A 25,103-nucleotide genomic window follows, 5' to 3' on the forward strand; every position below is an offset into this window, starting at 1 on the left:
CGGGATCAGCCTACCGGGTGATCAGCCCCGGCCGTGCCGGAGTGCGGGGTGTTCGCCCGCCGCCACCAGGTCGGCCACCGCCGACTTGGGGTCGCGGCCGGTCACCAGGGACTCGCCGACCAGGACCGCGTCGGCGCCCGCGTTGGCGTACGCGATCAGGTCGTGCGGGCCGCGGACGCCGGACTCGGCGACCTTGACGATGTGGTCGGGGATCTCGGGGGCGACCCGCTCGAAGGTGGAGCGGTCGACCTCCAGGGTCTTCAGGTTGCGCGCGTTGACACCGATCACCTTGGCGCCCGCGTCCACCGCACGCTCGACCTCGTCCTCGTCGTGGACCTCGACGAGCGGGGTGAGGCCGATGGACTCGGCACGCTCGATCAGCGACTCCAGGGCCGGCTGGTCGAGGGCGGCGACGATCAGCAGCGCGAGGTCGGCACCGTACGCACGGGCCTCCCACAGCTGGTAAGAGGTGACGATGAAGTCCTTGCGCAGCACCGGGATGTCCACCCGGGCCCGGACCGCCTCCAGGTCGGCCAGCGAGCCGCCGAAGCGGCGCTGCTCGGTCAGGACCGAGATGACGGCCGCGCCGCCCGCCTCGTAGTCGGCGGCGAGCCCGGCCGGGTCGGCGATCGCGGCCAGCGCGCCCTTGGACGGGCTGGAGCGCTTGACCTCGCAGATGACCTTGACGCCCTCACCGCGCAGCGCGGCCACGCCGTCCTTGGCGGCCCGTGCCTTCGCCGCGCGCTCCTTGAGCTCGTCGAGGCTGACGCGCGCCTGCCGCTCCGCGAGGTCGGCACGGACTCCGTCGATGATCTCGTCGAGCACACTCACGCGAGCGGTCCCCTTCCGGTTCCGGACGGTTCTTCCAGTCGGGTCAAAACCCATGGTCATATCGATGGTATCCGCAGGACGGCGCATGCCTCGCATCCAGCCGGCGCCGGCCCCCTCTACCTGGACGTTCGCCAGTTGATCAAGGATGCAACCAGCCGCCGAAGGGCAGGTTCCGGACAACGGTGAAGACCAGCAGCAATGCGCCGAGGCTCCACATCGCCACCGGCCTGAGCTCGATCCGGGCAGGTCGGCCGCGTGCCGCGCGCACCACCCAGGCGGTCCACACCACGGCGAAGGCCAGATAGGCGATCACGCCCGCCGCGTTGTCCCGCAGCGCGGCCAGGAAGTCGCCGTGGACGAACGCGTGTGCGCTGCGCAGGCCCCCGCAGCCGGGGCAGTACAGGCCGGTGAGCCGGTAGAGCGGGCAGACCGGGTAGTGGCCGGGCTCGTTGGGATCGACGGTGCCGACGTAGGCGAAGGCCCCGACGACGGCGCCCAGCACGGAGACGGGCACGGCCAGCCGGCCCCGGAGGGAGGCCGTCACCGGTGGTACGGCTGCGCTGTGGCTGTCGGCGTTCACGCCTCGCATTGTGCCCCGTACGGTCGGCACACGCGCGCGAGGGGCGCCCCCGCCCAGGTCCGGGGCGCCCCTCGAAGAACGCGGGCGGTCAGCTCTCGGCGCCGACCGGCTCCCGGGTCGCGACCGGGGCGCTGTGGGACGTCACCAGGGGGGCCCGCTTCGGCATGCCGAGGCCCATGGCACTCATGATGCCGCCCACCACACCACCGAGGACCACGATCACCATGCCGGCCCAGAATCCCACCGGTTGCGCCATCACCATGAAGGCGCCCGCGACGCAGAAACCGATGATGGCGATGGTGACGCCGGTCCAGGCGGCCGGGGTGTGACCGTGGCTGTTGCCCGCCATGACTTGCTCCTCGTTGCTCGTACGTGTCCTTCCGGACGCTCACTCCCGATTGTCCCGCACGCATCGGGGTGCGTGGGGCGGGGGGTGGCCCATCACACGCGTCTGATACGCCACATCTCTGTTCATCGCCCGAAGCTCGGCGCCCCGAATTCCAGCGCCGCGAACTTCAGCGCCCCGAAAGGGGCGCGGGGCTGTGTTTGATATGCGGCTCCGCCGCATGGGCGCGAGCAACCACGACGGTGCCGCACACTCCCACCACGCCCGACCGCCCCCTCTTCGGCGCCCCCAGCGAAGCGCTACGCGCCGGTGGGGTCCTCCCCCCGGTCCAGCGCCTTCCAGATGTCCTCGGGCCGGTCGGGATCGACCGGCTTCGGCGCACGGCGCGGCCGCTCCGCCCCCGTGCCGCGTTCGTAGCGGCCGGACATGGCGGGCCACAGCCGGCCGTAGCGCAGCGCCAGCAGCCCGGCGACCAGGATGAGCACACCGCCGGCCGCGGCGACGTACGGCCAGCCGGTGTGGCTGAGGGCGTCGACCGTTGCGGACGTGTCGCCGCTGGCCTCGGCGGCCTTGTCGTCGAGCGCGGAGCCGTCGGAGGCACCGAGCAGGGCCGCGGCGGCGATGCCGGCGCCGGAGAGCGCGAGCAGCCCGGAGACCAGGAAGCGGCCGGCCCTGCGGACGGCGAAGACGGCGACGAGCGCGGCGAGGCCCACTATGGCGAGGGCCGCGGGGACGCCCGTGACGTCGCTGCCTCTGGCGGTCAGCGGGAAGGCGCCACCGGCCACCGTCGCGGTGCCCTCCGCCCAGCGCTGCCGGCTGGACAGCAGGGCCACGGCCGCGCCGAGCGCGCCGAACAGCAGCGCGACGGCGAGGCTGCGGCGGCCGGACCCGGTGGGTTCGCCTGCTTCGGAACGGGGGTGAGGAACAGCAGTCACGTACTCCACTATCGCTTGAACCCCGCGCGAACGGTCACCCGGGGTCGGGTGAGAAGCGCCCCACTTGCCTGGTCCGTGCGCCTACTTGCCCAGTCTGTTGGCCGTGTGCACCGCGCGCAGGACCGCCGCCGCCTTGTTCCGGCACTCCTGGTCCTCGGCGACCGGGTCGGAGTCGGCGACGATGCCGGCGCCCGCCTGGACGTAGGCCGTGCCGTCGCGGAGCAGGGCGGTGCGGATGGCGATGGCCGTGTCGGAGTCGCCGGCGAAGTCGAGGTAGCCGACGCAGCCGCCGTACAGCCCCCGCCTCGACGGTTCCAGTTCGTCGATGATCTGCATCGCCCGGGGCTTGGGGGCGCCGGAGAGGGTGCCGGCCGGGAAGCAGGCGGTGAGGACGTCGAAGGCGGTGCGGCCCTCGGCGACCTTTCCGGTGACCGTCGAGACGATGTGCATGACGTGCGAGTACCGCTCGACGGACATGAAGTCGACGACCTCGACGGAGCCGGGCTCGCAGACCCGTCCCAGGTCGTTGCGCCCGAGGTCGACGAGCATGAGGTGCTCGGCGCGCTCCTTGGGGTCGGCCATCAGCTCGTCGGCTAGGGCCTGGTCCTCCTGCGGGGTGGCCCCGCGCGGCCGGGTGCCGGCGATGGGATGCACCATGGCCCGCCCGTCCTCGACCTTGACCAGGGCCTCCGGGGAGGAGCCGACGACGTCGAAGCCGTCGAAGCGGAAGAGGTACATGTACGGGGACGGGTTGGTGGCCCTGAGGACCCGGTACACGTCCAGCGCACTGGCCGTGCACGGGGTCTCGAAGCGCTGGGAGGGGACGACCTGGAAGGCCTCGCCCGCGCGGATGCGCTCCTTGATGTCCTCGACGGCAACCTGGAAGTCGGGGCCGCCCCACAGGGCGGTGTACTCGGGGAGCTCGGAGGGCGGCAGCACGGCGGGCGGCTGGGCGACCGGGCGGGAGAGGTCGGCCTCCATGGCGTCGAGGCGGGCCACGGCGTCCGCGTGGGCCTCGTCGACGCCCGTGTCGAGGTCGTTGTGGTTGATCGCGTTGGCGATCAGCAGGACCGAGCCCTCCCAGTGGTCCATGACGGCGAGGTCGCTGGTGAGGAGCATGGTCAGCTCGGGGAGCTGCAGGTCGTCACACTCCCCCGGGCCGATCTTCTCCAGGCGGCGCACGATGTCGTAGCCGAGGTAGCCGACCATGCCGCCGGTGAAGGGGGGCAGCTCCTGGTCGTGCGGGGTGTGCAGGGCCTCGATGGTGGCGCGCAGGGCGGCCAGCGGGTCGCCGTCGACGGGCACGCCGACGGGCGGGGTGCCGAGCCAGTGGGCCTGGCCGTCGCGGGCGGTGAGGGTGGCGGCGGAGCGGACGCCCACGAAGGAGTACCGGGACCAGGAGCGGCCGTTCTCGGCGGACTCCAGCAGGAAGGTGCCGGGGCGCTCCGCGGCGAGCTTGCGGTAGAGCGCGACCGGGGTGTCGCCGTCGGCGAGGAGCTTGCGGGTGACCGGGATGACACGCCGGTCGGTCGCGAGCTTGCGGAAGGTCTCGAGGTCCATGGCGGCAGACCTTACTGACCGGAGGCGGGTACGCCGGAATCGGCGCCCTCATGACCGTGCTCGGCGTCCTTCAGCAGCACGTCGGCGTCGAAGCAGGTGCGGTCGCCGGTGTGGCAGGCGGCGCCGACCTGGTCGACCTTGACCAGCACGGTGTCGGCGTCGCAGTCGAGGGCGACCGACTTCACCCACTGGAAGTGCCCGGAGGTGTCGCCCTTGACCCAGTACTCCCGGCGGCTGCGCGACCAGTAGGTGCAGCGGCCGGTGGTGAGGGTCCGGTGCAGCGCCTCGTCGTCCATCCAGCCGAGCATCAGCACCTCGCCGGTGTCGTACTGCTGGGCGATGGCGGGGAGGAGTCCGTCGGCGCTGCGCTTGAGGCGGGCGGCGATCTCCGGGGCGAGGCCACTGGACGGGGGCGTACCCGTCGTACCGGTCGTACTGGTCATGGGTGCCATTGTGCCGCGTGGCACCGACAGTCACGGTCCGTGTCCACTGTCCGGACGGTGGGTGTGGCCTTAGGCTGGCGGTATGTCGACCTTCGCCAAGCGTGAACGGCTTCTGCTCGCCGACCTCTTGGAGACCGCCGGTCCCGAGGCACCGACCCTCTGCGAGGGCTGGGTGACCCGTGATCTGGCCGCGCACGTGGTGGTGCGCGAACGCCGGCCGGACGCGGCCGGGGGCACGATGATCAAGCAGCTGGCGCCACGCCTCGAGAAGGTGACGGCCGAGTTCGCGGCGAAGCCGTACGAGGAGCTGATCCAGCTGATCCGCACCGGTCCGCCGCGGTTCTCGCCGTTCCAGCTCAAGCAGGTGGACGAGGCGGCCAACACGGTCGAGTTCTACGTGCACACCGAGGACGTCCGGCGGGCCCAGCCGGACTGGTCGGCGCGGGAGCTGGACCCGGTCTTCCAGGACGCCCTGTGGTCCCGTCTGGAGCGCACCGCCCGGCTGCTCGGCCGGGGTGTGCCGACGGGCCTGGTGCTGCGCCGCCCGGACGGCCAGACGGCGGTCGCCCATCGCGGCGCCCCGGTGGTGACGGTGACCGGCGAGCCCTCCGAACTGCTGATGTTCGCGTTCGGCCGGCAGAGCACGGCGAAGGTCGAGGTGGCCGGCGACGAGAACGCGATCGCCAAGCTGCGCGAGTCCAGGACGCTGGGCATCTGAGGAGCCCCCGATGATCAGGGTCGCGATGACCAGCGTGTACGTGGACGACGTGCCGAAGGCGCACGCCTTCTACACGGACGTCCTCGGCTTCGAGACCCGCACCCGGCTGGACCTGGGCGGCGGCACCCTGTTCATCACGGTCGGCGCCCCGCAGGGCGCCCAGCCCGACCTCCAGCTCCTGCTGGAACCCGGCCGGGGCCCTATCGCGGACCCGTACCGCAGAGCCGTGTACGAGGCGGGCCTGCCGGCCATCGTCTTCTCCGTGGACGACATCCGCTCGGAGTACGACCGCCTGCGCACCCTGGGCGTCCGCTTCCCGCACGAGCCGCAGGACCAGGGCCCGGTGGTCGCCGCCGTCCTGGACGACACGGTCGGCAACCTGATCCAGCTGACCCAGCCGAAGGGCTGAAGCGCCAAGCGCTCCGCCGGAAGTGCCGCGTCATGTCGTCGATCGTCTGCGGCGCCGTCGTGGCTGGTCGCGCCCACGCGGCGGTAGCCGCACATCCGATACAGCCCCGGGCCCCAGTAGGGGGCAGCCGCACGAGGCAGGCATCGTCCGACCTGCTCACCGCACCGGGTGTCCCGCCTCGACGCACATCCGATACAGCCCCGCGCCCCTTTGGGGCGCTGCCGAACTCGGCTGACTTCGTCCGACCTGCTTACCGCACCGGGTGTCCCGCCTCGCGCAGGGTCTGCTTCACCTGGCCGATCCTCAGGTCGCCGAAGTGGAAGACGGAGGCGGCGAGGACCGCGTCCGCGCCCGCTGTGACGGCCGGGGGGAAGTGGGCGAGTGCGCCGGCGCCGCCGGAGGCGATGACCGGGACCGTGACGTGCTTGCGGACGGCGGTGATCATCTCCAGGTCGTAGCCGTCCTTGGTGCCGTCCGCGTCCATCGAGTTGAGCAGGATCTCGCCCGCGCCCAGTTCGGCGGCCCGGTGGGCCCACTCGACCGCGTCGATGCCGGTGCCGCGGCGGCCGCCGTGTGTGGTGACCTCGAAGGAGCCCGATTCGGTGCGGCGGGCGTCGACCGACAGGACCAGGACCTGGCGGCCGAAGCGTTCCGCGATCTCGCGGATCAGGTCCGGGCGGGCGATGGCCGCCGTGTTGACGCCCACCTTGTCGGCGCCGGCGCGGAGCAGCTTGTCGACGTCCTCGGCGGTGCGGACGCCGCCGCCGACCGTCAGGGGGATGAACACCTGCTCGGCGGTGCGGCGCACCACGTCGTAGGTGGTCTCCCGGTTGCCGGAGGACGCGGTGATGTCCAGGAAGGTCAGCTCGTCGGCGCCCTCCGCGTCGTACACCTTGGCCATCTCGACCGGGTCGCCCGCGTCACGCAGGTTCTGGAAGTTGACGCCCTTGACGACCCGGCCGTTGTCCACGTCCAGGCAGGGGATGACTCGGACCGCCAGGGTCATGAATCCACGGCTCCTCTGTATGCCTCTAGCTCTGCTTCCACCAGGATGCGCGGGTCGACGAAGCCGGTCACCACGACGAACGTGGTCACCGGGCGCACCTGGTCGAAGACCTCCTTGTGGGCGCGTCCCACCGCGTCCATGTCGCGCGCGTGCGCGAGGAACAGGCGGGTGCGGATCACGGACTCCGGCCCGAGCCCGAACTCGGCGATCGCCTCCAGGGCGGTGGTGAAGGCCACCCTGGCCTGTTCGTACGGGTCGCCCTCCCCGTACAGCACGGTGCCCTTGAAGGACGTCGTACCGCCCACCACCACGCGGTCGCCCGCCGCGACGGCGCGGGCGAAACCGAAGGTCTCCTCCCAGGGACTTCCGCTCTGCACGCGCCGTACGGCATCGGACGTCATGGTGACACTGCCTCCAGTGCTTCTTCCAAGGTGAACGCCTTGGCGTACAGCGCCTTTCCGACGATGGCGCCCTCGACACCGAGGGGTACCAGGCCGGACAGCGCACGGAGGTCGTCCAGCGACGACACGCCGCCGGAGGCCACGACCGGCCGGTCCGTAGCGGCGCACACGTTCTTCAGGAGCTCCAGGTTCGGGCCCTGGAGGGTGCCGTCCTTGGCGATGTCGGTGACGACGTAGCGGGCGCAGCCCTCCTTGTCGAGGCGGGCGAGCGTCTCGTAGAGGTCGCCGCCGTCGCGGGTCCAGCCGCGGCCCCGCAGGGTCGTACCGCGTACGTCCAGGCCGACCGCGATCTTGTCGCCGTGCTCGGCGATGACCTTGGCGACCCACTCCGGGGCCTCCAGGGCGGCCGTGCCCAGGTTCACCCGGGTGCAGCCGGTGGCGAGGGCCGCGGCCAGGGTGGCGTCGTCGCGGATGCCTCCGGAGAGCTCGACCTTGATGTGCAGTTCCTTCATGCGATCCGCGACCCCGGCGACCAGCGCGCGGTTGTCGCCGGTGCCGAACGCCGCGTCCAGGTCGACCAGGTGCAGCCACTCGGCGCCCGACCGCTGCCAGGCGAGGGCGGCCTCCAGGGGGGAGCCGTAGGAGGTCTCGGTCCCGGACTCGCCGTGCACGAGGCGGACGGCCTGGCCGTCGCGGACGTCGACGGCGGGGAGGAGTTCGAGCGTGCTCACAGTGTTCCGATCCAGTTGGTGAGGAGCTGGGCGCCGGCGTCGCCGGACTTCTCGGGGTGGAACTGGGTGGCCCACAGGGCGCCGTTCTCCACGGCGGCCACGAACGGCCTGCCGTGCGTCGACCAGGTCACCAGCGGGGCCCGCAACGCCGCGTTGTGCGTCTCCAGAGACCAGTCGTGGACGGCGTAGGAGTGCACGAAGTAGAAGCGCGCGTCGGCGTCCAGGCCGGCGAACAGCTCGGAGCCGGCCGGTGCGTCCACGGTGTTCCAGCCCATGTGCGGGACGATCTCGGCCTGGAGCGGCTCCACCGAGCCGGGCCACTCGTCGAGGCCGTCGGTCTCCACGCCGTGCTCGATGCCGCGCGCGAACAGGATCTGCATGCCGACGCAGATGCCCATCACCGGCCGCCCGCCGGACAGCCGGCGGTCGATGATCCAGTCCCCGCGCGCCCCGCGCAGGCCCTCCATGCAGGCGGCGAAGGCGCCCACGCCGGGCACCAGCAGGCCGTCCGCGTTCATGGCCTTGTCGAAGTCACGGGTGATCTCGACGTCGGCCCCGGTCCGGGCGAGGGCGCGCTCGGCGGACCGGACGTTGCCGAAGCCGTAGTCGAAGACCACCACACGCTTGGGAGCGGTCAATTCCACACCTCCAGCCTCATGACGCCCGCCACCAGGCACATCGCGGCGCCGATCGAGAGCAGCACGATCAGGCTGGTGGGCATCTTCTGCTTGACGAAGGAGACGATTCCGCCGACCAGGAAGAGACCGACGACGATCAGCAGGGAGGACAGACTGGTCATGGCTTTACAGCGCGCCCTTCGTCGAGGGGAGGATGCCGGCCGCGCGCGGGTCGCGCTCGGAGGCGTAGCGCAGCGCCCTCGCGAGCGCCTTGAACTGGCACTCCACGATGTGGTGCGCGTTGCGCCCGTACGGCACGTGCACGTGCAGGGCGATCTGCGCCTGGGCGACGAAGGACTCCAGGATGTGCCGGGTCATCGTGGTGTCGTACTCGCCGATCATCGGCGCCATCTTCTCCGGCTCCGTGTGCACGAGGTACGGGCGGCCGGACAGGTCGACCGTGACCTGGGCGAGGGACTCGTCCAGGGGGACCGTGCAGTTGCCGAAGCGGTAGATGCCCACCTTGTCGCCGAGGGCCTGCTTGAAGGCGGCGCCGAGGGCGAGGGCGGTGTCCTCGATGGTGTGGTGCGAGTCGATGTGCAGGTCGCCGTCGGTCTTCACGGTGAGGTCGAACAGACCGTGCCTGCCGAGCTGGTCGAGCATGTGGTCGTAGAAGCCGACGCCGGTCTTGACGTCGGTCTTGCCGGTGCCGTCGAGGTCGATCTCGACGAGGACCGAGGTCTCCTTGGTGGTGCGCTCCACGCGCCCTACGCGGGTCATGCGTCCAGCTCCTTCTTGACTTCACGTACCGCGTCGAGGAACGCGTCGTTCTCTTCGGGGGTTCCGGCGGACACCCGCAGGAACCCGGGCACGCCGTTGTCGCGGACGAGGACTCCCCGGTCGAGGATCTTCTGCCACACCGCGTGCGGGTCCGCGAACCGCCCGAACTGCACGAAGTTGGCGTCCGACTCGGTGACTTCGAGGCCCGCCGCGCGCAGCTCGGCGACCAGCCGGTCCCGCTCGGCCTTCAGCTGCTCGACGTACTTCAGCAGCGTGTCGGTGTGCTCCAGGGCGGCCAGCGCGGTCGCCTGGGTGATCGCCGACAGGTGGTACGGCAGCCGTACGAGCTGGACGGCGTCCACCACCGCGGGGTGCGCGGCGAGGTAGCCGAGGCGCAGGCCGGCCGCGCCGAAGGCCTTCGACATGGTCCGGGAGACGACGAGATTCGGCCGACCTTCGAGCAGGGGCAGCAGCGAGGCGCCGTGGCTGAACTCGATATAGGCCTCGTCCACCACCACCATCGAGGGCTTCGCGGCCTGGGCGGCCTCGTAGAGCGCGAGGACCGTCTCGGGCGGAACCGCGTTGCCGGTGGGGTTGTTGGGGGTGGTGATGAAGACGACGTCCGGCTTGTGCTCGGCGATGGCGCGCGAGGCGGTCTCGACGTCGAGCGTGAAGTCCTCGTTCCGGGGACCGGAGATCCAGCCGGTGCCGGTGCCGCGCGAGATGAGCGAGTGCATCGAGTACGACGGCTCGAAGCCGATCGCCGTGCGGCCGGGGCCGCCGAAGGTCTGCAGCAGCTGCTGGATGACCTCGTTGGAGCCGTTGGCCGCCCACACGTTCTCGACGGAGAGCGGGTGGTTGCCGGTCTTCGTCAGGTACTTGGCGAGTTCGGTGCGGAGCTGGACCGCGTCCCGGTCGGGGTAGCGGTTCAGGTCGCGGGCGGCCTCGCGCACCCGCTCCGTGATCCGCTCGACCAGCGGCTCGGGCAGCGGGTACGGGTTCTCGTTGGTGTTCAGCCGTACCGGGACGTCCAACTGGGGCGCGCCGTAGGGGGACTTGCCACGCAGCTCGTCCCGTACGGGGAGATCGTCGATTCCGAGGTTCACTTGCTCGCCGGTACCTTCCACCCGAACCTTGCCTTGATCGCCGCGCCGTGCGCGGGCAGGTCCTCCGCCTCCGCCAGCGTGACCACGTGGTGCGCGACCTCGGCCAGCGCGTCCTGCGTGTAGTCCACGACGTGGATACCGCGCAGGAAGGACTGGACGGACAGCCCGGAGGAGTGGCAGGCGCAGCCGCCGGTGGGCAGCACGTGGTTGGACCCGGCGGCGTAGTCGCCGAGGGAGACCGGCGCCCAGGGGCCGATGAAGATCGCGCCCGCGTTCCTGACCCGGTCGGCCACGGCGGCGGCGTCGGCGGTCTGGATCTCCAGGTGCTCGGCGCCGTACGCGTCGACGACCCGCAGGCCCTCCTCGACGCCGTCGACCAGGACGATCGCGGACTGCCGGCCCTTCAGGGCGGGGACGATCCGGTCCTCGACGTGCTTGGTGGCCGCGACCTGCGGCTCCAGCTCCTTCGCCACCGCGTCCGCCAGCTCGGCCGAGTCGGTGACCAGGACGGCGGCGGCCAGCGGGTCGTGCTCGGCCTGGCTGATCAGGTCGGCGGCGACGTGCACCGGGTCGGCGGTGGCGTCCGCGAGAACGGCGATCTCGGTCGGTCCCGCCTCGGCGTCGATGCCGATCCTGCCGGTGAAGTAGCGCTTGGCGGCGGCCACCCAGATGTTGCCGGGGCCGGTGACCATGTTGACGGGCGGGCAGGACTCGGTGCCGTACGCGAACATCGCGACGGCGGTGGCGCCGCCGGCCGCGTACACCTCGTCGACGCCGAGCAGGGCGCAGGCGGCGAGGATCGTCGGGTGCGGCAGGCCACCGAACTCGGCCTGCGGCGGGGAGGCGAGCGCGATGGACTCGACACCGGCCTCCTGCGCGGGCACCACGTTCATGACCACGGACGAGGGGTAGACGGACCGGCCGCCGGGCGCGTAGAGCCCGACCCGCTCCACCGGCACCCACTTCTCGGTCACCGAGCCGCCGGGTACGACCTGGGTCGTGCGGTTCGTACGACGCTGCTCGCGGTGGACGAGGCGGGCACGCCGGATGGACTCCTCCAGGGCCGCGCGCACGGCCGGGTCGAGTTCCGCCAGGGCCTTGTCGAGCGCCTCGGCCGGCACCCGCACCTGGTCCAGCTTCACCCCGTCGAACTTCTCCGCGAAGTCGATCAGCGCCGCGTCGCCCCGATGATGCACGGCCTCGCAGATCGGACGCACCTTCTCCAGGGCGGCCGAGACGTCGAAGTCGGCTCGGGGCAGCAGGTCGCGCAGGGCGGGACCCTCGGGGAGGGCGTCGCCGCGCAGATCGATTCGGGAGATCACGGAATCAATTCTCTCAGACGGCACTCACGGCCCGTCCGCGCGTATCAATGGCTGATACAGAACGTGAACCGACGGCCGCCGGTGGCTGATACGGGACGCGGGGCAACGGCCGGTACATAGCCTGGCCGGAACCCGGAAGATCGCGTTCACCTACGGTGTTCGAGGTCTCACACAGCGGGCATCACCGGTTGTACCGAACATGACTCACGAGTAGTTGAGGAAGAAGGAAGAGCCGTGACCGAGGGGGACGGCGTCCGGGTCGGGGATCTGCCGGACGATCTGACCGCGGCCGAGGCCGGTATGTGGCAGGCGTTCCGCAACGGCAGTGTGTACGACCTGAGCAGCGGCGACATGCGCGTGGACGACCCGCACGGCGGCCACCCGTGGGGGCCCGAGCGGACCGTGCGGGCCCGGATCGTCTGCTGGCTGCTGCTCGACGGGCCGCCGGCGCTGGCGGGCCGGGTGGCCTCGCTGAAGCTGGTCGGCGTGCGGATCACCGGCCCCCTGGACCTGGCGGGCGGCACGGTCACGCCGTACGTGGAGCTGCGCGGGTGCCGGTTCGACGACGAGATCCTGCTGCCGGAGGCGCATTTCACGACCGTGCGCTTCGTGGACTGCGCGGCACCACGCCTGGAGGCGGCCCGCGTGCACACGGAGGGCGACCTGCACCTGCCGCGCTGCCGTTTCCTCGGCGGGATCCGGCTGACCGACGCGCACATCGGCACCGACCTGCTGCTGAACCAGGCGGTGGTGTACCGGGACCGCAGCGGGCGGTCGATCGCGGCGGACGGCATGACCGTCGGCCAGGACCTGCAGGCGGAGCTCCTTGAGTCGCACGGGGAGCTGAGCCTGCGCAGCGCCAAGGTGGGCGTCTCGCTGAGCCTGCGCGGTGCCCGGCTGCGCAACCCCGACGGGCGGTTCGCGCTGAACGCGCCCCAGCTGACCGTCGGCCGGACCCTGTACCTCACCCCGGCCGGGGTGGGCGGCCCCTGGCAGAGCGGGACGACCCCGGCGCGCGGCACGCGGATCCAGCGGTTCGAGTGCCAGGGCGGGATCCGGCTGGACGACGGGCGGTTCGGGGACGCGCTGGACCTGGAGCGGGCGCGGCTGGGCTTCAGGGACGACCAGAACCTGTCGCTGCGCCGGGTACAGACGCCGGAGCTGCGGTTCCTCGGCGAGGAGCCGCAGCGCGGCGGGGTGCTGCTGTCGGGCGCCCGGACCACCAACCTGGTCGACCAGGCGACCAGCTGGCCGGGCCCGGGGCGGCTGCACATGGGCGGGTTCGTCTACGAGAACCTGGTCCCGCAGGGCCCGTTCCCGCTCACCCGGCGGCTGGACTGGGTGGCGGCGGCGACCGCCGAGTACAACCCGGAGCCGTACGAGCGGCTCGCGACCGTGCTGCGGGCCGCCGGCGAGGACGAGGACGCGCGCGAGGTGCTGCTCGCCAAGCAGCGGCGGCGGCGCGAGACGCTGCCGCCGGCCGCCAAGCTCTGGGGGTACGCGCAGGACCTGACGGTGGCCTACGGCTACCGGCCGGGCCGGGCGGCCGTGTGGATGGCGGTGCTGTGGGCGGCGGGCACGCTCGCGTTCACGCATGCCCCGCATCCGCCGATGAACTCCGGCGGCCACCCGGCCTGGGATCCGGCGCTGTTCGTCCTGGACCTGCTGCTGCCGGTGATCGACCTGGGCCAGGTCGGCCAGTGGCGGCTCACCGGCGGCTGGCAGTGGGCGGCGGCGGTGATGATCCTGCTGGGCTGGATCCTGGCGACGACGGTGGCGGCGGGGGCGACGAGGCTGCTGAGGCGGGGGTGACGACCGGTGCCACGGAGGCACCCGAGCCACCTTGGGCACCACCTCTGACAGGTACCGAACAGGTGAGCAACAGTCACCTTTTACACGTCCTTGACCGGCGGCCGTACAACTTTCGTGGAGTTGGTCATACCGTCTGGCGCTGCCCCGACCTGCGGACTTTCAATAGTCGACACCATGGCATCGCTGCGCGCGCTCTTCCGTTCCGCTCGGAGGACAACGACCGCTTCGCCTCTCGCCGCCGGGCCGCTCCCGGCCGACGACGAGGTGTTTCTCGACGCGCCCGACGAACGGCTCGCCCCCGCGCTGGTCGCGGCCGGCCGGGGCGAGTACGAACCCGCCGCGAAGCTGCTGGCCGGCACCAGGGACGCGGCCGAGTGGGAGGAACGGGACCGGTACGTGCGCCGGCTCGCCCTCTTCGCGCGTTCCCGCACCGAGTGGCTCGACCAGTGGGCCGCGGCCGCCGCCCAGGACCCGGACCTGCTGCCGGTCCAGGCCCAGCTCGCGGTCGACCACGCCTGGGACTCCCCCGCCCGCGCGGAACTGCTGCGCCCGCTCAGCCCGCTGATCACGGCGGCCGCGCGCGGCGACGACCGGGACCCGGTGCCGTGGCGGATCGCGCTCGACCACGCCCGCGGGACGAACGCCGGCCACAAGTACTTCGAGGAGCTGTGGGAGGCGGCGGTCCGCCGCGCCCCGCACCACTCCGGCTGCCATGTGGCGGCGCTGCGCTATCTGGCCACGTACTGGCACGGCTCGCACCACGAGTGCTTCGACTTCGCCGACCTGGCCGCGCAGGACGCCCCGCCGGACTCGCTCGTCCAGGCCCTGCCGGCCCGCGCCGCCTTCACCTACCTCACCGACGGCTGCGGCCCCGAGGTGCCGCGCGCCCGCCTGGACGCGGCGGCCGACCGGGCGATCGCCCTCTCCGCGCGGTTCCCGGCGGCCGACCCCTGGCCGGCCGAGGTCCGCAACCAGCTGATGTACCTGCTGGTCCGCCTGGAACGCCGGGAGGCGGCCCGCACCCAGCTGCACCTGATCGGCCCGTACGTCACGTCCTTCCCCTGGGACCGCCTCTCCGACGACCCGCTGGGCCATTTTCTGCGCCTGCGCACCCACCTGCTGGCCGGTACGGAACCGCCGCCCGAGGCCGAACCGATCGCCTCGCCGAGGGCCGCGGGGCGCCCACGGACCGAGCACGGCGGACATGTCACCGCCGATGACCACTAGGCTGTGGCGCCGTGACCACCGTCCGTCTCCCTCTCTTCCCACTGAACTCGGTGCTGTTCCCGGGGCTGGTGCTGCCGCTGAACGTCTTCGAGGAGCGCTATCGCGCCATGATGCGCGACCTGCTGAAGACGCCCGAGGAGGAACCGCGCCGGTTCGCCGTCGTGGCGATCCGCGACGGCCACGAAGTGGCGCCGAGCGCGCCGGGCATGCCGGACCCGACGGCCCAGCCCGAGAAGGGCTCGGCGGCCGGCTTCGGCCCCGACCCGCTCAAGTCCTTCCACCGGGTGGGCTGTGTGGCGGACGCGGCGACGATCCGGGAGCGGGCGAACGGCACGTTCGAGGTGCTGGCCACGGGTACGAGCCGGGTGCGGCTGCTCTCCGTCGACACGTCGGGCCCGTTCCTGACGGCGGAGCTGGAGGAGCTGCCCGAGGAGCAGGGCGACGAGGCGGGCGCGCTGGCCGAGGGGGTCCTGCGGGCCTTCCGCCAGTACCAGAAGCGCCTGGCGGGCGCACGTGAGCGCTCACTGTCCTCCGGCGTGGACCTCCCCGACGAACCGTCCGTCGTCTCCTACCTGGTCGCGGCCGCGATGATGCACGACATCCCCACCAAGCAGCGGCTGCTCCAGGCACCCGACACCGCCTCCCGCCTCCGCGACGAGCTGAAACTCCTTCGCTCCGAGACGGCGATCATCCGTAACCTGCCGTCACTGCCCGCGGCGGAGCTGACGCGGGCGCCGACGAGTCTGAACTGAGCCGGGGTTTTCCTGACATGCCGAAGAAGCCGAAGAAGCAGCAGTCCGGGGGCGGCGGCACCCCGGCGACGGTGGCCCTGACGGCCGCGGGGGTGGACTTCACGGTCCATTCCTACGACCACGACCCCGCCCACCCGTCCTACGGCGAGGAGGCGGCCGAGGCGATGGGCGTGTCCCCGGACCGTGTCTTCAAGACCCTGGTCGCAGACGTGGACGGCGCGCTCACGGTGGCGGTGGTCCCGGTCGCCGGCACCCTGGACCTCAAGGCCCTCGCAACAGCCGTCGGCGGCAAACGCGCGGCGATGGCGGACCCGGCCCTGGCCGAGCGCACGACGGGCTACGTCCGCGGCGGCATCTCCCCGCTTGGCCAGCGCAAAAAGCTCCCCACGGTCCTGGACGCCTCGGCCTCGGCCCACCCCACGATCTGCGTCTCGGGGGGCCGCCGTGGCCTCGAAGTCGAACTCGCACCGACCGCCCTCGCCACCCTCACGAACGCGACCCTGGCCCCCATCGGACGTGCGTGACCCCTCGACGAAGTCTCCGTGCTCGGTTAAGTACGGAAGACATGTCGAAGAAGACACGGAAAAGGAAGTGGCGCCTGAAGAAGGCCCGCTCGAACCACGGTCGCCGTCCGGCATAGGGATACGCGGGGCGCGGGCAAGACACATGCCCGACCGCACGGTTCCCCGCGCCCCTGACCGTGTCCACCCGTAACACTCCAGCTGACAGGCCGACCGCGGACCACCACGGGCACCAGGCGACAGGCCGACCGCGGACCACCACGGGCACCAGGCGACAGGCCGACCGCGGACCACCACGGGCACCAGGCGACAGGCCGACCGCGGACCGCCACGGGCTGGTCGCGCAGTTCCCCGCGCCCCTGACGATGTCTACCCGTAACGCGCCAGATGACAGGCCGACCGCGGGCACCAGGTGGCAGGCCGGCTGCGGACCGCCACGGGCTGGTCGCGCAGTTCTCCGCGCCCCTGACTCTTCGGCTGCCGCCCCCGCTTCCCAGTCACCGAACGCGGCCTGCACCCCACCGCCCAGCCCGTCCGGCACTTGAGGATGAGAGCCGGTCCGCGCCCCCTGCCGTCTTTCCGGCGTGTGCGGACGAAAGCCGGTGCACGCCCCCGCCCACCAGCCCGTCCGCCGTTCGAGGACTCCCGCACAACTCAGCCCGTCCGGCGTCCGAGGACGCGAACCGGTGCGCACCCCCACCCTCCAGCCCGTCCGGCGTCCGAGGACGCGAACCGGTCTGCACCCCCACTCTCCAGCCCGTCCGGCGTTTGAGGACGAGGCCGTTCAGGCCGAAGCGGGGGTCCGGGGGCGGCAGCCCCCGAAGAGCGGGCGGTCGAAGGGGGCCCACCCCCTGGAGGATGGGACGGGTAGGGGCGGCGGGGGCGGGAAACCTAGGCCGGTGGAGCGGCGTACGGTCCGTCCTCGTACGTCGGCTCCGGGTCCCGCGGACCGAACAGCGCCGTCAACCCCAGATGCACCACCAACGCCGACAACGACCACGCCAGCAACGCCCCCATCGCCCCGAGCTTCAGCGGCGCCGAGAACGTCACCCCCTTGCCCACCGCCTTCGCATGGGCGATCACATCCTGCTCCGGCCCCAGCCACACCCCCAGCCGCCAGGCCAGCACAGACGCGAGCAGCCCCCCGACCCCCAGCCCCACCACCAACGGCACACCCCCACGCCGCCGCCACAGAAAGACCACGACCGCGCTCACAACCCCGAAGGCCAGCGCCAGCAGCGTGAACGTCCCGTCCACCCCCGCCGCCTGCTCCCCTTCGCTGTCCTTGAGGTAGACCGCCCAGCTCTTGCCGGACTGGTCCCCCACCAGCGGCACGTGCGGCGCCAGCCACAGCCACAGCAGCCCGAGCAGCACACCGCTCACCGCCACCGCGACGGCGATCACGGCGCCCTCCCGCAGCTCGGTCTTCATCCCGGGACCGTCCTGTCCGTACTGTCCGTACTCTCCCGCGGCCTCCCCGGCAGGCGGCGGCGCCTGCCAGGCCTGATGCGAGGGCTGGTCGTGCGGCGGCGGAGGCGGCGTCAGCGGTGCGGTCACGATGCCATCGTGCCAGGTCGGCCTGTGGGGCGCGTCACCGGACGGCGGCCCTGCGGTACGCCCAGGTGGCGACGGCCAGCGAGACGACCCCCACCCCGGCGCACACGCCCAGGTCAGCGAGGACGACGGCCCAGTCGGGCTGCGCCCCGAAGGTCCGGGCGAAGGCCTCGACGCCGTACGTCGAAGGCAGCAGGTCACGCGCGAACTGGATGATCCCCGGCATCCGGTCCGGCGGCAGCACCCCGAGCAGCAGCGCCGCGGACATGCCCAACTGCCCGAGCAGCGTGGCGATCTCGGGCCGGGGCGCGAGCAGCCCACAGGCCGCGCCCAGCCCCGCCAGGGCCGCTCCCGCGAGCGGGATCACGGCGACCAGGATCCACAGGTTCGCCAGCGGCAGCCCGAACAGCACGCATCCGAAGACGGCGGTCACCAGCGTCCCCGGCACGGTGAAGGAGGCGTACGCGGCGGCCGCCCCGAGCACCACCGAGGCCGGCGGCACGGGCAGCGTGGCGTAGTGGTCGAGCCCGCCGCTCGCCCGCAGCTGCCCGAAGTACTGCGCGAGCAGGTTGAGCGCCACGTAGGCCACCACGACCACCGCCGAGCCCGCCACCACGGACTGGGCCTCGCCCCGCGAGTCCACCACCCCGCGCATCATGATCATGATGCCGACGGACTGGAAGGTCGCGACGAACAGCAGCGGGATCCGCGCCACCCGGGCCCGGGACAGCTGCGCCCGGTAGACGGCCGCCAGCGACGGCCACAGCCGCGCACGCGGGCCCAGCTCGGCCACCGGGGCGTCCGGCGCCGTCTCCTCCACGGCCAGGGCACCGCCCGGCAGAACCTCCGCGGGTACGACACTCACGTCGCGCTGCTCCCTTTCCGTGCGGCACCTGCGGCCCGTACCGCTGCCGCGTCTTTCCGTACGCGCACGGCCGCCGTCCTGTTCACCCTCACGCCTTCACCAGCCCCTGCCGTGCGGCGCCGCCCAGCGCCAGGTATACGTCCTCCAGGCTGGGCGTGGCGAGGGTGAAGTCGTCGAGGGCGGCGAAGGCGGCCCCGCCGGTCACCGTGGCGACGACGGCACGCGCCTCCTCCGGCGCGAGCCGCAGCGTCCAGCGCCGGCCGGACTCGACGGCACGCTCCCGCAGGACGGCCACCTCGGGCACCTCCAGCGGCGCCCGCTCCCGCCACACCAGGTCGACCCGCACCTCACCGGCGACCCGCTCCTTGAGCCCGGCCGGGGTGTCGCAGGCGATGACCCGTCCCTGGTCGAGGACGGCGACCCGGTCGAGCACCGTCTCGGCCTCGATGACGTTGTGGGTGACCAGCACCACGGTGGCTCCCTGCTCGGCCCGCCGCCGGTCCACTGCGGCCCACACGGCCCGCCGGGCCACCGGGTCCATCCCGGTCGTCGGCTCGTCGAGCACGAGCAACGGCCGCTCCCCGACCAGCGCGGCGGCGAAACAGGCCAGCCGCCGCTGTCCTCCGGAGAGCTTCTTGAGCGCCCGCCCGGCGATGGGCGTCAGGCCCAGTTCCTCCAGCACGGCGTCGCGCTCGCTCCGGGCCTGCCGTACGTCCAGTCCGCGCAGCCGCCCGGTGGTCTCGGCGGCGAGGGACACGGTCAGCTCGTCGAGGGCGCTGGACTCCTGCCCGAGGTAGGCGAGGATCCGCGCGGCCCGCTCCGGGTGCCGCACGATGTCGTGCCCGAGGATCTCCACGGAGCCCGCGTCGGGCCGCAGCAGCCCGGTGAGCTGCCGTACGAGCGTCGACTTGCCGGCCCCGTTCGGCCCGAGCAGCCCGAAGATCTCCCCACGCCGGACATCGAGCTCCACCCCGTCGGTGGCCCGTACCTCGGGCACGGCGGGGGCGCCACGCCGCCCTCTGACCGCGGCGTAGGTCTTGGTCAGCCCACGCACGGCACACACGACGTCACCCTGCTGCCGAAGTGCCCGACCCACGCCCGTACTCACAAGGGACGAGACTACGGGGTCGCCCCCGTTTACTCGCCTTTGGGGCGCCCCAGCTTGTGCCCCCGCGAGGTACAGCGCCCCGTAAGGGGCGCGGGGCCGTGTCAATTTGCGGCTGCCGCCGCGTGGGCGCGAACGACCCCCACCGGCCCGCAGCCGAAATCATCCCTCCGCCCTCCCTCGATCACTCCACCGACGCATGCTCCCCGGCCCCCGCCGGAACATCGAACTCTCTCCAGAACCCCGCCCGAATGGCGTACCGGTCATGCTCGTCGATCTGGTCGTCCTTGTGCGCCAGCAACCCGAACCGCGCCGCGTACCGCAGCAGCTCCCCGTCGATCCGGTGCGGAATCCGCGGATACATCCCCGACAGCTTGTGCAGATGGCTCTGGTCCCCGAGCCGCGACATCCACCGCTTGGCGAACACCTGCCCGACCTCGTACGGATCCCCGCCGACAGTCGTGATGTCCTCCTCCCGGTCGGCCCACCGCTGCTCCGCCGTGGTCAGCTGCGCCAGCGTCGGCATCGAGGCCGCTTCCGCCGACTCCGCCGCACCCCCCGGCCGGTCCACCCACCCCTTGTCGGAGGACCACCGCAGTGTGGCCGTCGTCGCGGGACTCTGGACCGGCTGCGCGCCCGGCGCCCGCAGCGCGGCGAGATCCTTGGGCGTCGGCACCCCCTTCGGCGCCGGCATCCGCTCCGGCGCCCCGTTCTCCGCCACGCCCGCCACCGGCGCCCGGTCGGCGCCCTCGGACACCGCCTCCGCCGCTGACGCCAGCGACGACTCGGGCGGCGCCGAGAGAATCGCGGCGATCTCCGGCCGCGGCACCGGCGGCGGCGCACAGACCGCGGTCAGCTCCTTGGCCCGTACCGCCTGGGTGATCCACGCCCGGTCCAGGACCCGCCGCTCGTCGGCCTCGGCGACCAAGTCCTCGGACTGGTTGTAGTCCCCGTCGGCGGCCTGCACGGCCCACAGGTGTACGGCGACCCCGTGCTCCTTGGCGGCCATCATGCCCGGCAGCAGGTCCCCGTCGCCGGTCACAAGGACGACGTCGGAGCAAGCCCGGTTCCTGGCCAGCTCGGTCAGCTCGGCGTGCATGGCCGCGTCCACGCCCTTCTGTGCCCAGCGTCCGTCGCTGCGGGTCAGCGCGCCGAGCCGGACGGTCACCCGGGGCATCACGCGCAGCCGACGGTGTTCCGGCTGGGGGACACGGTCGGGGGCGCCGTCGAACCAGTAGATGCGCAGCAGTGGACGCTCGGTGTCGGACTCCGCGCGGTCGCGCAGCGCCTGGATCAGCGCGGCGTGGTCGACGGTGATCCGGGATCGGGAGGGCTCACCGGCGAGGAGACTGGCGGCGGCACCCAGCAGATACCCGGCGTCCACCAGGACGATGCAGCGGTCCACGCGACTCACCCTCTTTCCGGGAGGTTTGCTTTCGGGGCTTCCTTCGAGTCTGCCCGACCACGCGGGCGTTAACGGCCCGAACTCGATCTTCGGCGTGGCGTTTCGGGACCTCGCTCTCCGACAAGCCGCGTCACACACGGTAATTATCCGAAATGCGTCCGTTGTCAGCCTATGTGAATCTGAATTCGGCCCCTAGATCCCCCACAGGAGGCAGATCACCATGGCCAAGAACAAGAATCGCAAGGGTGGCTCTCAGAACCGCACCTCGCAGACCGAGCAGACCCACGAGCACCCGCAGCGTACGTCGACGGAGTCCCAGGACTCGCCGGTGTCGCACATCCAGGGCAGCCCTGCGGACGTTGCGAAGAAGAAGCAGAAGAGCTTCGGTCACAACTGAGCGGACTGACCAGGTCCCACCGGGCTGTTGAAGCCCAGGCACACAGGAGGGGCGCACCCGATGCGGGTGCGCCCCTTCCGCGCGCGTACGACCGTCCGTACCGGGTGAGGACCTATCCGGCCAGGCAGGACGGGCCGAGCAGCACCTTGAGGTCGCCGAACAGCGCCGGGTCCGGCTTCACCCGGTGCCGGTCGAGGCGCAGCACGGTGGTCTTGGTCGGGCCCTGGAGCTTGATCCGGACCTCGCTGTCGCCCTTGTGGTGGCTGAGGATCTCGCCGAGTCGGCTGACCATGGGCGGAGTGACCCTGGTGGCCGGGATGGTGAGGATCACGGGCGCGTTGGTGCCGGCGTTGGAGAGATCCGGGACCGCCAGCTCCATCCCCACCAGCCGGGGCACGTCCTCGCGCTTGTCGAGGCGGCCCTTGACGAACACCACCGCGTCCTCGATGAGTTGGGTCGAGATGAGCTGGTAGCTCGCCGGGAAGAACATGCACTCGATGGAACCCGCGAGGTCCTCCACGGTGGCGATCGCCCAGGCGTTGCCCTGCTTGGTCATCTTGCGCTGGAGACCCGAGATGATGCCGCCGATGGTGACCACCGCGCCGTCGGCGTGCTCGCCGCCGGTGAGCTGGGCGATACCCGCGTCGGCCTTGTCGGAGAGCACGTGCTCCAGGCCGAAGAGCGGGTGGTCGGAGACGTACAGACCGAGCATCTCCCGCTCCTGGGCGAGCAGGTAGGTCTTGTCCCACTCCTCGGTGGTGAACTCGACGTCCAGTCCGAAGCCCGGCTCGTCGCTCTCCTCCTCGCCCATCCCGCCGAAGAGGTCGAACTGGCCCTCGGCCTCCTTGCGCTTGACCGCGACCACGTTGTCGATCATCGAGTCGAAGTGCGCGGTGAGGCCCTTGCGGGTGTGTCCCAGGGCGTCGAAGGCGCCCGCCTTGATCAGTGATTCCGTGGTGCGCTTGTTGCACGCGACCGCCTCGACCTTGTCGAGGTAGTCGGGGAAGGAGCCGTACTTGCCCTTGGCCTTGCGGCTCCTGATGATCGAATCCACCACGTTCGTGCCGACGTTGCGTACGGCTTCGAGGCCGAAGAGGATCACGTCGTCGCCCTGCGCGGCGAAGTTGTGCACCGACTCGTTGACGTTCGGCGGGAGCACCTTGATGCCCATGCGGCGGCACTCGTTGAGGTAGACGGCCGACTTGTCCTTGTCGTCCTTGACCGAGGTGAGCAGACCGGCCATGTACTCGGCGGGGTAGTTCGCCTTCAGGTAGGCGGTCCAGTACGACACCAGGCCGTACGCGGCCGAGTGCGCCTTGTTGAAGGCGTATCCGGCGAACGGGACCAGCACGTCCCACAGGGCCTGGATGGCCTCGTCGCTGTAGCCGTTCTTCTTGGCGCCGGCCTGGAAGATGGTGAAGTTCTTGGCCAGTTCGTCGGGCTTCTTCTTGCCCATCACGCGGCGCAGGATGTCGGCCTCGCCGAGCGAGTACCCGGCGATGATCTGGGCGGCCTTCTGCACCTGCTCCTGGTAGACGATCAGGCCGTAGGTGACCGCGAGCACCTCTTCGAGGGGCGCTTCCAGCTCCTTGTGGATCGGGGTGATCTCCTGGAGCTTGTTCTTGCGCAGCGCGTAGTTCGTGTGCGAGTCCATGCCCATCGGGCCCGGACGGTACAGCGCGGAGACGGCGGAGATGTCTTCGAAGTTGTCGGGCTTCATCAGGCGCAGCAGGGAGCGCATGGGGCCGCCGTCGAACTGGAAGACGCCCAGGGTGTCGCCGCGCTGGAGGAGCTCGAAGGTCTTCGGATCGTCGAGCGGCAGGGCCAGCAGGTCGAGGTCGACGCCCTTGTTGGACTTCACCATCTTGACGGCGTCGTCCATGATCGTCAGGTTGCGCAGGCCGAGGAAGTCCATCTTCAGCAGGCCGAGCGACTCGCACTGCGGGTAGTCCCACTGGGTGATGGTCACGCCGTCGGTGTGCCGCACCCAGATCGGGGCGTGGTCGACGATGGGCTCGCTGGACATGATCACGCCGGCGGCGTGCACACCCATCTGCCGGACCAGGCCCTCGACGCCCTTCGCGGTGTCGATGACCTTCTTGACGTCCGGCTCGTTCTCGTACATCCCGCGGATCTCGCCCGCCTCGTTGTACCGCGGGTGCGAGGGGTTGGTGATGCCGTCGAGGTCGATGCCCTTGCCCAGGACGTCGGCGGGCATCGCCTTGGTGAGCCGGTCGCCCATCGCGTACGGGTAGCCCAGCACGCGCGCGGAGTCCTTGATCGCGTTCTTGGCCTTGATCTTGCCATAGGTGCCGATCATGGCGACCTTGTCGGCGCCGTACTTCTCGGTCACGTACCTGATCACCTCGACGCGCCGACGCTCGTCGAAGTCGATGTCGACGTCGGGCATGGAGACGCGCTCGGGGTTGAGGAACCGCTCGAAGATCAGGCCGTGCGGAATCGGGTCGAGGTCGGTGATGCCCATCGCGTAGGCGACGATCGAGCCGGCCGCGGAGCCTCGGCCGGGGCCGACCGCGATGCCGTTGTTCTTGGCCCACATGATGAAGTCGGCGACCACGAGGAAGTAGCCGGGGAACCCCATCTGGATGATGACGTCCAGTTCGTACTCGACCTGCTTCTGGCGGTCGTCCGGGACGCCGCCGGGGAAGCGGCGCGCCATGCCCCGGCGGACCTCCTCCTTGAACCAGGTGACCTCGGTGTAGCCGTCGGGGATGTCGAACTTCGGCATGAGGTTCTTCGCCTCGAACATGCCGGTGGTGTCGACCATCTCGGCGACCAGGAGGGTGTTGGCGCAGCCCTCCTGCCAGGCGTCCGAGGAGTCGACGGCGTACATCTCGTCCGTGGACTTCAGGTAGTAGCCGGTGCCGTCGAACTTGAAGCGGTCCGGGTCGGAGAGGTTCTTGCCGGTCTGGATGCACAGCAGGGCGTCGTGGGCGGTCGCCTCGTGCGCGTACGTGTAGTGCGAGTCGTTGGTGACCAGCGGCGGGATGCCGAGCTTCTTGCCGATCTCCAGGAGGCCGTCGCGGACCCGGTGCTCGATCTCGATGCCGTGGTCCATCAGCTCCAGGAAGTAGCGGTCCTTGCCGAAGATGTCCTGGTAGTCGGCGGCCGCCTTCAGTGCCTCGTCGTACTGCCCGAGGCGGAGCCGGGTCTGGAGCTCGCCGGAGGGGCAGCCGGTGGAGGCGACGATCCCCTCGGACCACTGGGAGATCGTCTCCTTGTCCATCCGGGGCCACTTCTGCAGCCAGCCCTCGGCGTAGGCGTCGGAGGAGAGCCGGAAGAGGTTGTGCAGGCCGGTCTTGTTCACGGCCCACATCGTCTTGTGGGTGTAACCACCCGAACCGGACACGTCGTCCCGCTTCTGGTGCGGCTGACCCCACTGGATCTTGCGCTTGTTGCGCCGGGACTCGGGGGCGACATACGCCTCGATCCCGATGATCGGGGTGACCCCGGCCTTCTTCGCCGTGTGGAAGAAATCGTACGCCCCGTGCAGGTTGCCGTGGTCGGACATGGCGATGTGCGTCATGCCCATCTCATTGCAGGCGTTGAACATGTCCTTGAGCCGCGCGGCACCGTCCAGCAGCGAGTACTGGGTGTGGACGTGCAGGTGCGTGAAGGGCGGCTTTGACACGGTTTCGGCCTCCAAATTAAGCGGGTGC

General features: G+C 71.3%; 26 protein-coding genes. 7 read left to right on the top strand and 19 right to left on the bottom strand.

Annotated features, from left to right (window positions below):
• Positions 1–21: 21 nt before the first annotated feature.
• The 6 genes from trpC to hisI all read right to left on the bottom strand — a co-directional run bounded on the left by trpC (position 22) and on the right by hisI (position 4,704).
• A complete protein-coding gene (trpC, locus tag ACFWPS_RS20145) occupies positions 22–831 on the bottom strand; it encodes an indole-3-glycerol phosphate synthase TrpC (RefSeq protein ID WP_383706889.1) in 810 nt (269 codons plus the stop codon).
• A gap of 139 nt (positions 832–970) precedes the next feature.
• Positions 971–1,420, bottom strand: a complete 450-nt coding sequence (locus ACFWPS_RS20150) for a DUF2752 domain-containing protein (RefSeq protein WP_383706891.1) — start codon at positions 1,418–1,420, stop codon at positions 971–973.
• Positions 1,421–1,499: 79 nt separating this feature from the next.
• Positions 1,500–1,760 (bottom strand): HGxxPAAW family protein, encoded by a 261-nt coding sequence (locus ACFWPS_RS20155; protein ID WP_383706893.1) that lies wholly within the window; start codon positions 1,758–1,760, stop codon positions 1,500–1,502.
• Between the two features lie 296 nt (positions 1,761–2,056).
• Positions 2,057–2,701 carry a TIGR02234 family membrane protein gene (locus tag ACFWPS_RS20160; protein ID WP_383706895.1) on the bottom strand — a complete coding sequence of 215 codons (645 nt, stop codon included), beginning with the start codon at positions 2,699–2,701 and terminating at the stop codon, positions 2,057–2,059.
• A gap of 72 nt (positions 2,702–2,773) precedes the next feature.
• Complete coding sequence (locus ACFWPS_RS20165; RefSeq protein WP_383706897.1) at positions 2,774–4,252, bottom strand: anthranilate synthase component I; 1,479 nt, start codon at positions 4,250–4,252, stop codon at positions 2,774–2,776.
• Between the two features lie 11 nt (positions 4,253–4,263).
• Positions 4,264–4,704, bottom strand: a complete 441-nt coding sequence (gene hisI, locus ACFWPS_RS20170; RefSeq protein ID WP_383706974.1) for a phosphoribosyl-AMP cyclohydrolase — start codon at positions 4,702–4,704, stop codon at positions 4,264–4,266.
• A gap of 73 nt (positions 4,705–4,777) precedes the next feature.
• On the opposite strand from hisI, the gene ACFWPS_RS20175 reads away from it, so the two are divergent.
• Positions 4,778–5,413, top strand: coding sequence for a TIGR03085 family metal-binding protein (locus tag ACFWPS_RS20175; RefSeq protein WP_383706899.1), 636 nt, complete (start codon positions 4,778–4,780; stop codon positions 5,411–5,413).
• A 10-nt stretch (positions 5,414–5,423) separates the two neighbouring features.
• On the top strand, positions 5,424–5,822 hold the full coding sequence (locus ACFWPS_RS20180) for a VOC family protein (protein ID WP_383706901.1): 399 nt from the start codon (positions 5,424–5,426) through the stop codon (positions 5,820–5,822).
• Positions 5,823–6,072: 250 nt separating this feature from the next.
• Here ACFWPS_RS20180 and hisF read toward each other — a convergent pair whose 3' ends face one another.
• From hisF to hisD, 8 genes are read right to left on the bottom strand one after another with little or no spacing between them, the layout of a single operon-like run.
• Positions 6,073–6,828, bottom strand: coding sequence for an imidazole glycerol phosphate synthase subunit HisF (hisF, locus tag ACFWPS_RS20185; RefSeq protein WP_351704910.1), 756 nt, complete (start codon positions 6,826–6,828; stop codon positions 6,073–6,075).
• Positions 6,825–7,229, bottom strand: a complete 405-nt coding sequence (locus ACFWPS_RS20190; protein WP_383706903.1) for a RidA family protein — start codon at positions 7,227–7,229, stop codon at positions 6,825–6,827. Before ACFWPS_RS20190 ends, hisF begins: the two co-directional genes overlap by 4 nt.
• The gene (priA, locus tag ACFWPS_RS20195; protein ID WP_383706905.1) at positions 7,226–7,960 is read right to left on the bottom strand and encodes a bifunctional 1-(5-phosphoribosyl)-5-((5-phosphoribosylamino)methylideneamino)imidazole-4-carboxamide isomerase/phosphoribosylanthranilate isomerase PriA; all 735 of its coding nucleotides are present in this window, start codon (positions 7,958–7,960) and stop codon (positions 7,226–7,228) included. Before priA ends, ACFWPS_RS20190 begins: the two co-directional genes overlap by 4 nt.
• A complete protein-coding gene (hisH, locus tag ACFWPS_RS20200; protein ID WP_383706907.1) occupies positions 7,957–8,598 on the bottom strand; it encodes an imidazole glycerol phosphate synthase subunit HisH in 642 nt (213 codons plus the stop codon). The genes priA and hisH overlap by 4 nt, the downstream gene beginning before the upstream one ends.
• The gene (locus ACFWPS_RS20205) at positions 8,595–8,759 is read right to left on the bottom strand and encodes a hypothetical protein (RefSeq protein WP_383706909.1); all 165 of its coding nucleotides are present in this window, start codon (positions 8,757–8,759) and stop codon (positions 8,595–8,597) included. The genes hisH and ACFWPS_RS20205 overlap by 4 nt, the downstream gene beginning before the upstream one ends.
• 4 nt (positions 8,760–8,763) lie before the next feature.
• Complete coding sequence (hisB, locus tag ACFWPS_RS20210) at positions 8,764–9,357, bottom strand: imidazoleglycerol-phosphate dehydratase HisB (RefSeq protein WP_089101053.1); 594 nt, start codon at positions 9,355–9,357, stop codon at positions 8,764–8,766.
• Positions 9,354–10,463 (bottom strand): histidinol-phosphate transaminase, encoded by a 1,110-nt coding sequence (locus ACFWPS_RS20215; protein WP_383706911.1) that lies wholly within the window; start codon positions 10,461–10,463, stop codon positions 9,354–9,356. The genes hisB and ACFWPS_RS20215 overlap by 4 nt, the downstream gene beginning before the upstream one ends.
• Positions 10,460–11,785 carry a histidinol dehydrogenase gene (gene hisD / locus ACFWPS_RS20220; RefSeq protein ID WP_383706913.1) on the bottom strand — a complete coding sequence of 442 codons (1,326 nt, stop codon included), beginning with the start codon at positions 11,783–11,785 and terminating at the stop codon, positions 10,460–10,462. Before hisD ends, ACFWPS_RS20215 begins: the two co-directional genes overlap by 4 nt.
• Positions 11,786–12,019: 234 nt before the next feature.
• Between hisD and ACFWPS_RS20225 the strand changes: the two genes are divergently transcribed.
• The 4 genes from ACFWPS_RS20225 to ybaK all read left to right on the top strand — a co-directional run bounded on the left by ACFWPS_RS20225 (position 12,020) and on the right by ybaK (position 16,100).
• Complete coding sequence (locus ACFWPS_RS20225) at positions 12,020–13,597, top strand: oxidoreductase (RefSeq protein ID WP_383706915.1); 1,578 nt, start codon at positions 12,020–12,022, stop codon at positions 13,595–13,597.
• Between the two features lie 174 nt (positions 13,598–13,771).
• Complete coding sequence (locus ACFWPS_RS20230) at positions 13,772–14,824, top strand: hypothetical protein (protein WP_383706917.1); 1,053 nt, start codon at positions 13,772–13,774, stop codon at positions 14,822–14,824.
• Positions 14,825–14,835: 11 nt separating this feature from the next.
• Positions 14,836–15,576 carry an LON peptidase substrate-binding domain-containing protein gene (locus tag ACFWPS_RS20235; protein WP_383706918.1) on the top strand — a complete coding sequence of 247 codons (741 nt, stop codon included), beginning with the start codon at positions 14,836–14,838 and terminating at the stop codon, positions 15,574–15,576.
• Between the two features lie 17 nt (positions 15,577–15,593).
• Positions 15,594–16,100 carry a Cys-tRNA(Pro) deacylase gene (gene ybaK, locus ACFWPS_RS20240; protein WP_383706920.1) on the top strand — a complete coding sequence of 169 codons (507 nt, stop codon included), beginning with the start codon at positions 15,594–15,596 and terminating at the stop codon, positions 16,098–16,100.
• A gap of 888 nt (positions 16,101–16,988) precedes the next feature.
• On the opposite strand, the gene ACFWPS_RS20245 is transcribed toward ybaK, so the two are convergent.
• The 4 genes from ACFWPS_RS20245 to ACFWPS_RS20260 all read right to left on the bottom strand — a co-directional run bounded on the left by ACFWPS_RS20245 (position 16,989) and on the right by ACFWPS_RS20260 (position 21,026).
• A complete protein-coding gene (locus tag ACFWPS_RS20245; RefSeq protein ID WP_383706922.1) occupies positions 16,989–17,654 on the bottom strand; it encodes an AAA family ATPase in 666 nt (221 codons plus the stop codon).
• 34 nt (positions 17,655–17,688) lie between these two features.
• Entirely contained in the window at positions 17,689–18,516 is an 828-nt protein-coding gene (locus ACFWPS_RS20250) for an ABC transporter permease (protein WP_383706924.1), read from the bottom strand.
• A gap of 88 nt (positions 18,517–18,604) precedes the next feature.
• Entirely contained in the window at positions 18,605–19,579 is a 975-nt protein-coding gene (locus ACFWPS_RS20255) for an ABC transporter ATP-binding protein (RefSeq protein WP_383706926.1), read from the bottom strand.
• A 226-nt stretch (positions 19,580–19,805) separates the two neighbouring features.
• Positions 19,806–21,026 (bottom strand): NYN domain-containing protein, encoded by a 1,221-nt coding sequence (locus tag ACFWPS_RS20260; RefSeq protein ID WP_383706928.1) that lies wholly within the window; start codon positions 21,024–21,026, stop codon positions 19,806–19,808.
• Positions 21,027–21,246: 220 nt separating this feature from the next.
• Here ACFWPS_RS20260 and ACFWPS_RS20265 point away from each other — a divergent pair, with 220 nt between their 5' ends.
• Positions 21,247–21,423 (top strand): hypothetical protein, encoded by a 177-nt coding sequence (locus ACFWPS_RS20265; protein WP_167449920.1) that lies wholly within the window; start codon positions 21,247–21,249, stop codon positions 21,421–21,423.
• Between the two features lie 112 nt (positions 21,424–21,535).
• On the opposite strand, the gene dnaE is transcribed toward ACFWPS_RS20265, so the two are convergent.
• Complete coding sequence (gene dnaE / locus ACFWPS_RS20270; RefSeq protein WP_383706930.1) at positions 21,536–25,075, bottom strand: DNA polymerase III subunit alpha; 3,540 nt, start codon at positions 25,073–25,075, stop codon at positions 21,536–21,538.
• Positions 25,076–25,103: the final 28 nt, after the last annotated feature.

The organism is Streptomyces sp. NPDC058457 (assembly GCF_042720695.1).
Taxonomy (GTDB): domain Bacteria; phylum Actinomycetota; class Actinomycetes; order Streptomycetales; family Streptomycetaceae; genus Streptomyces.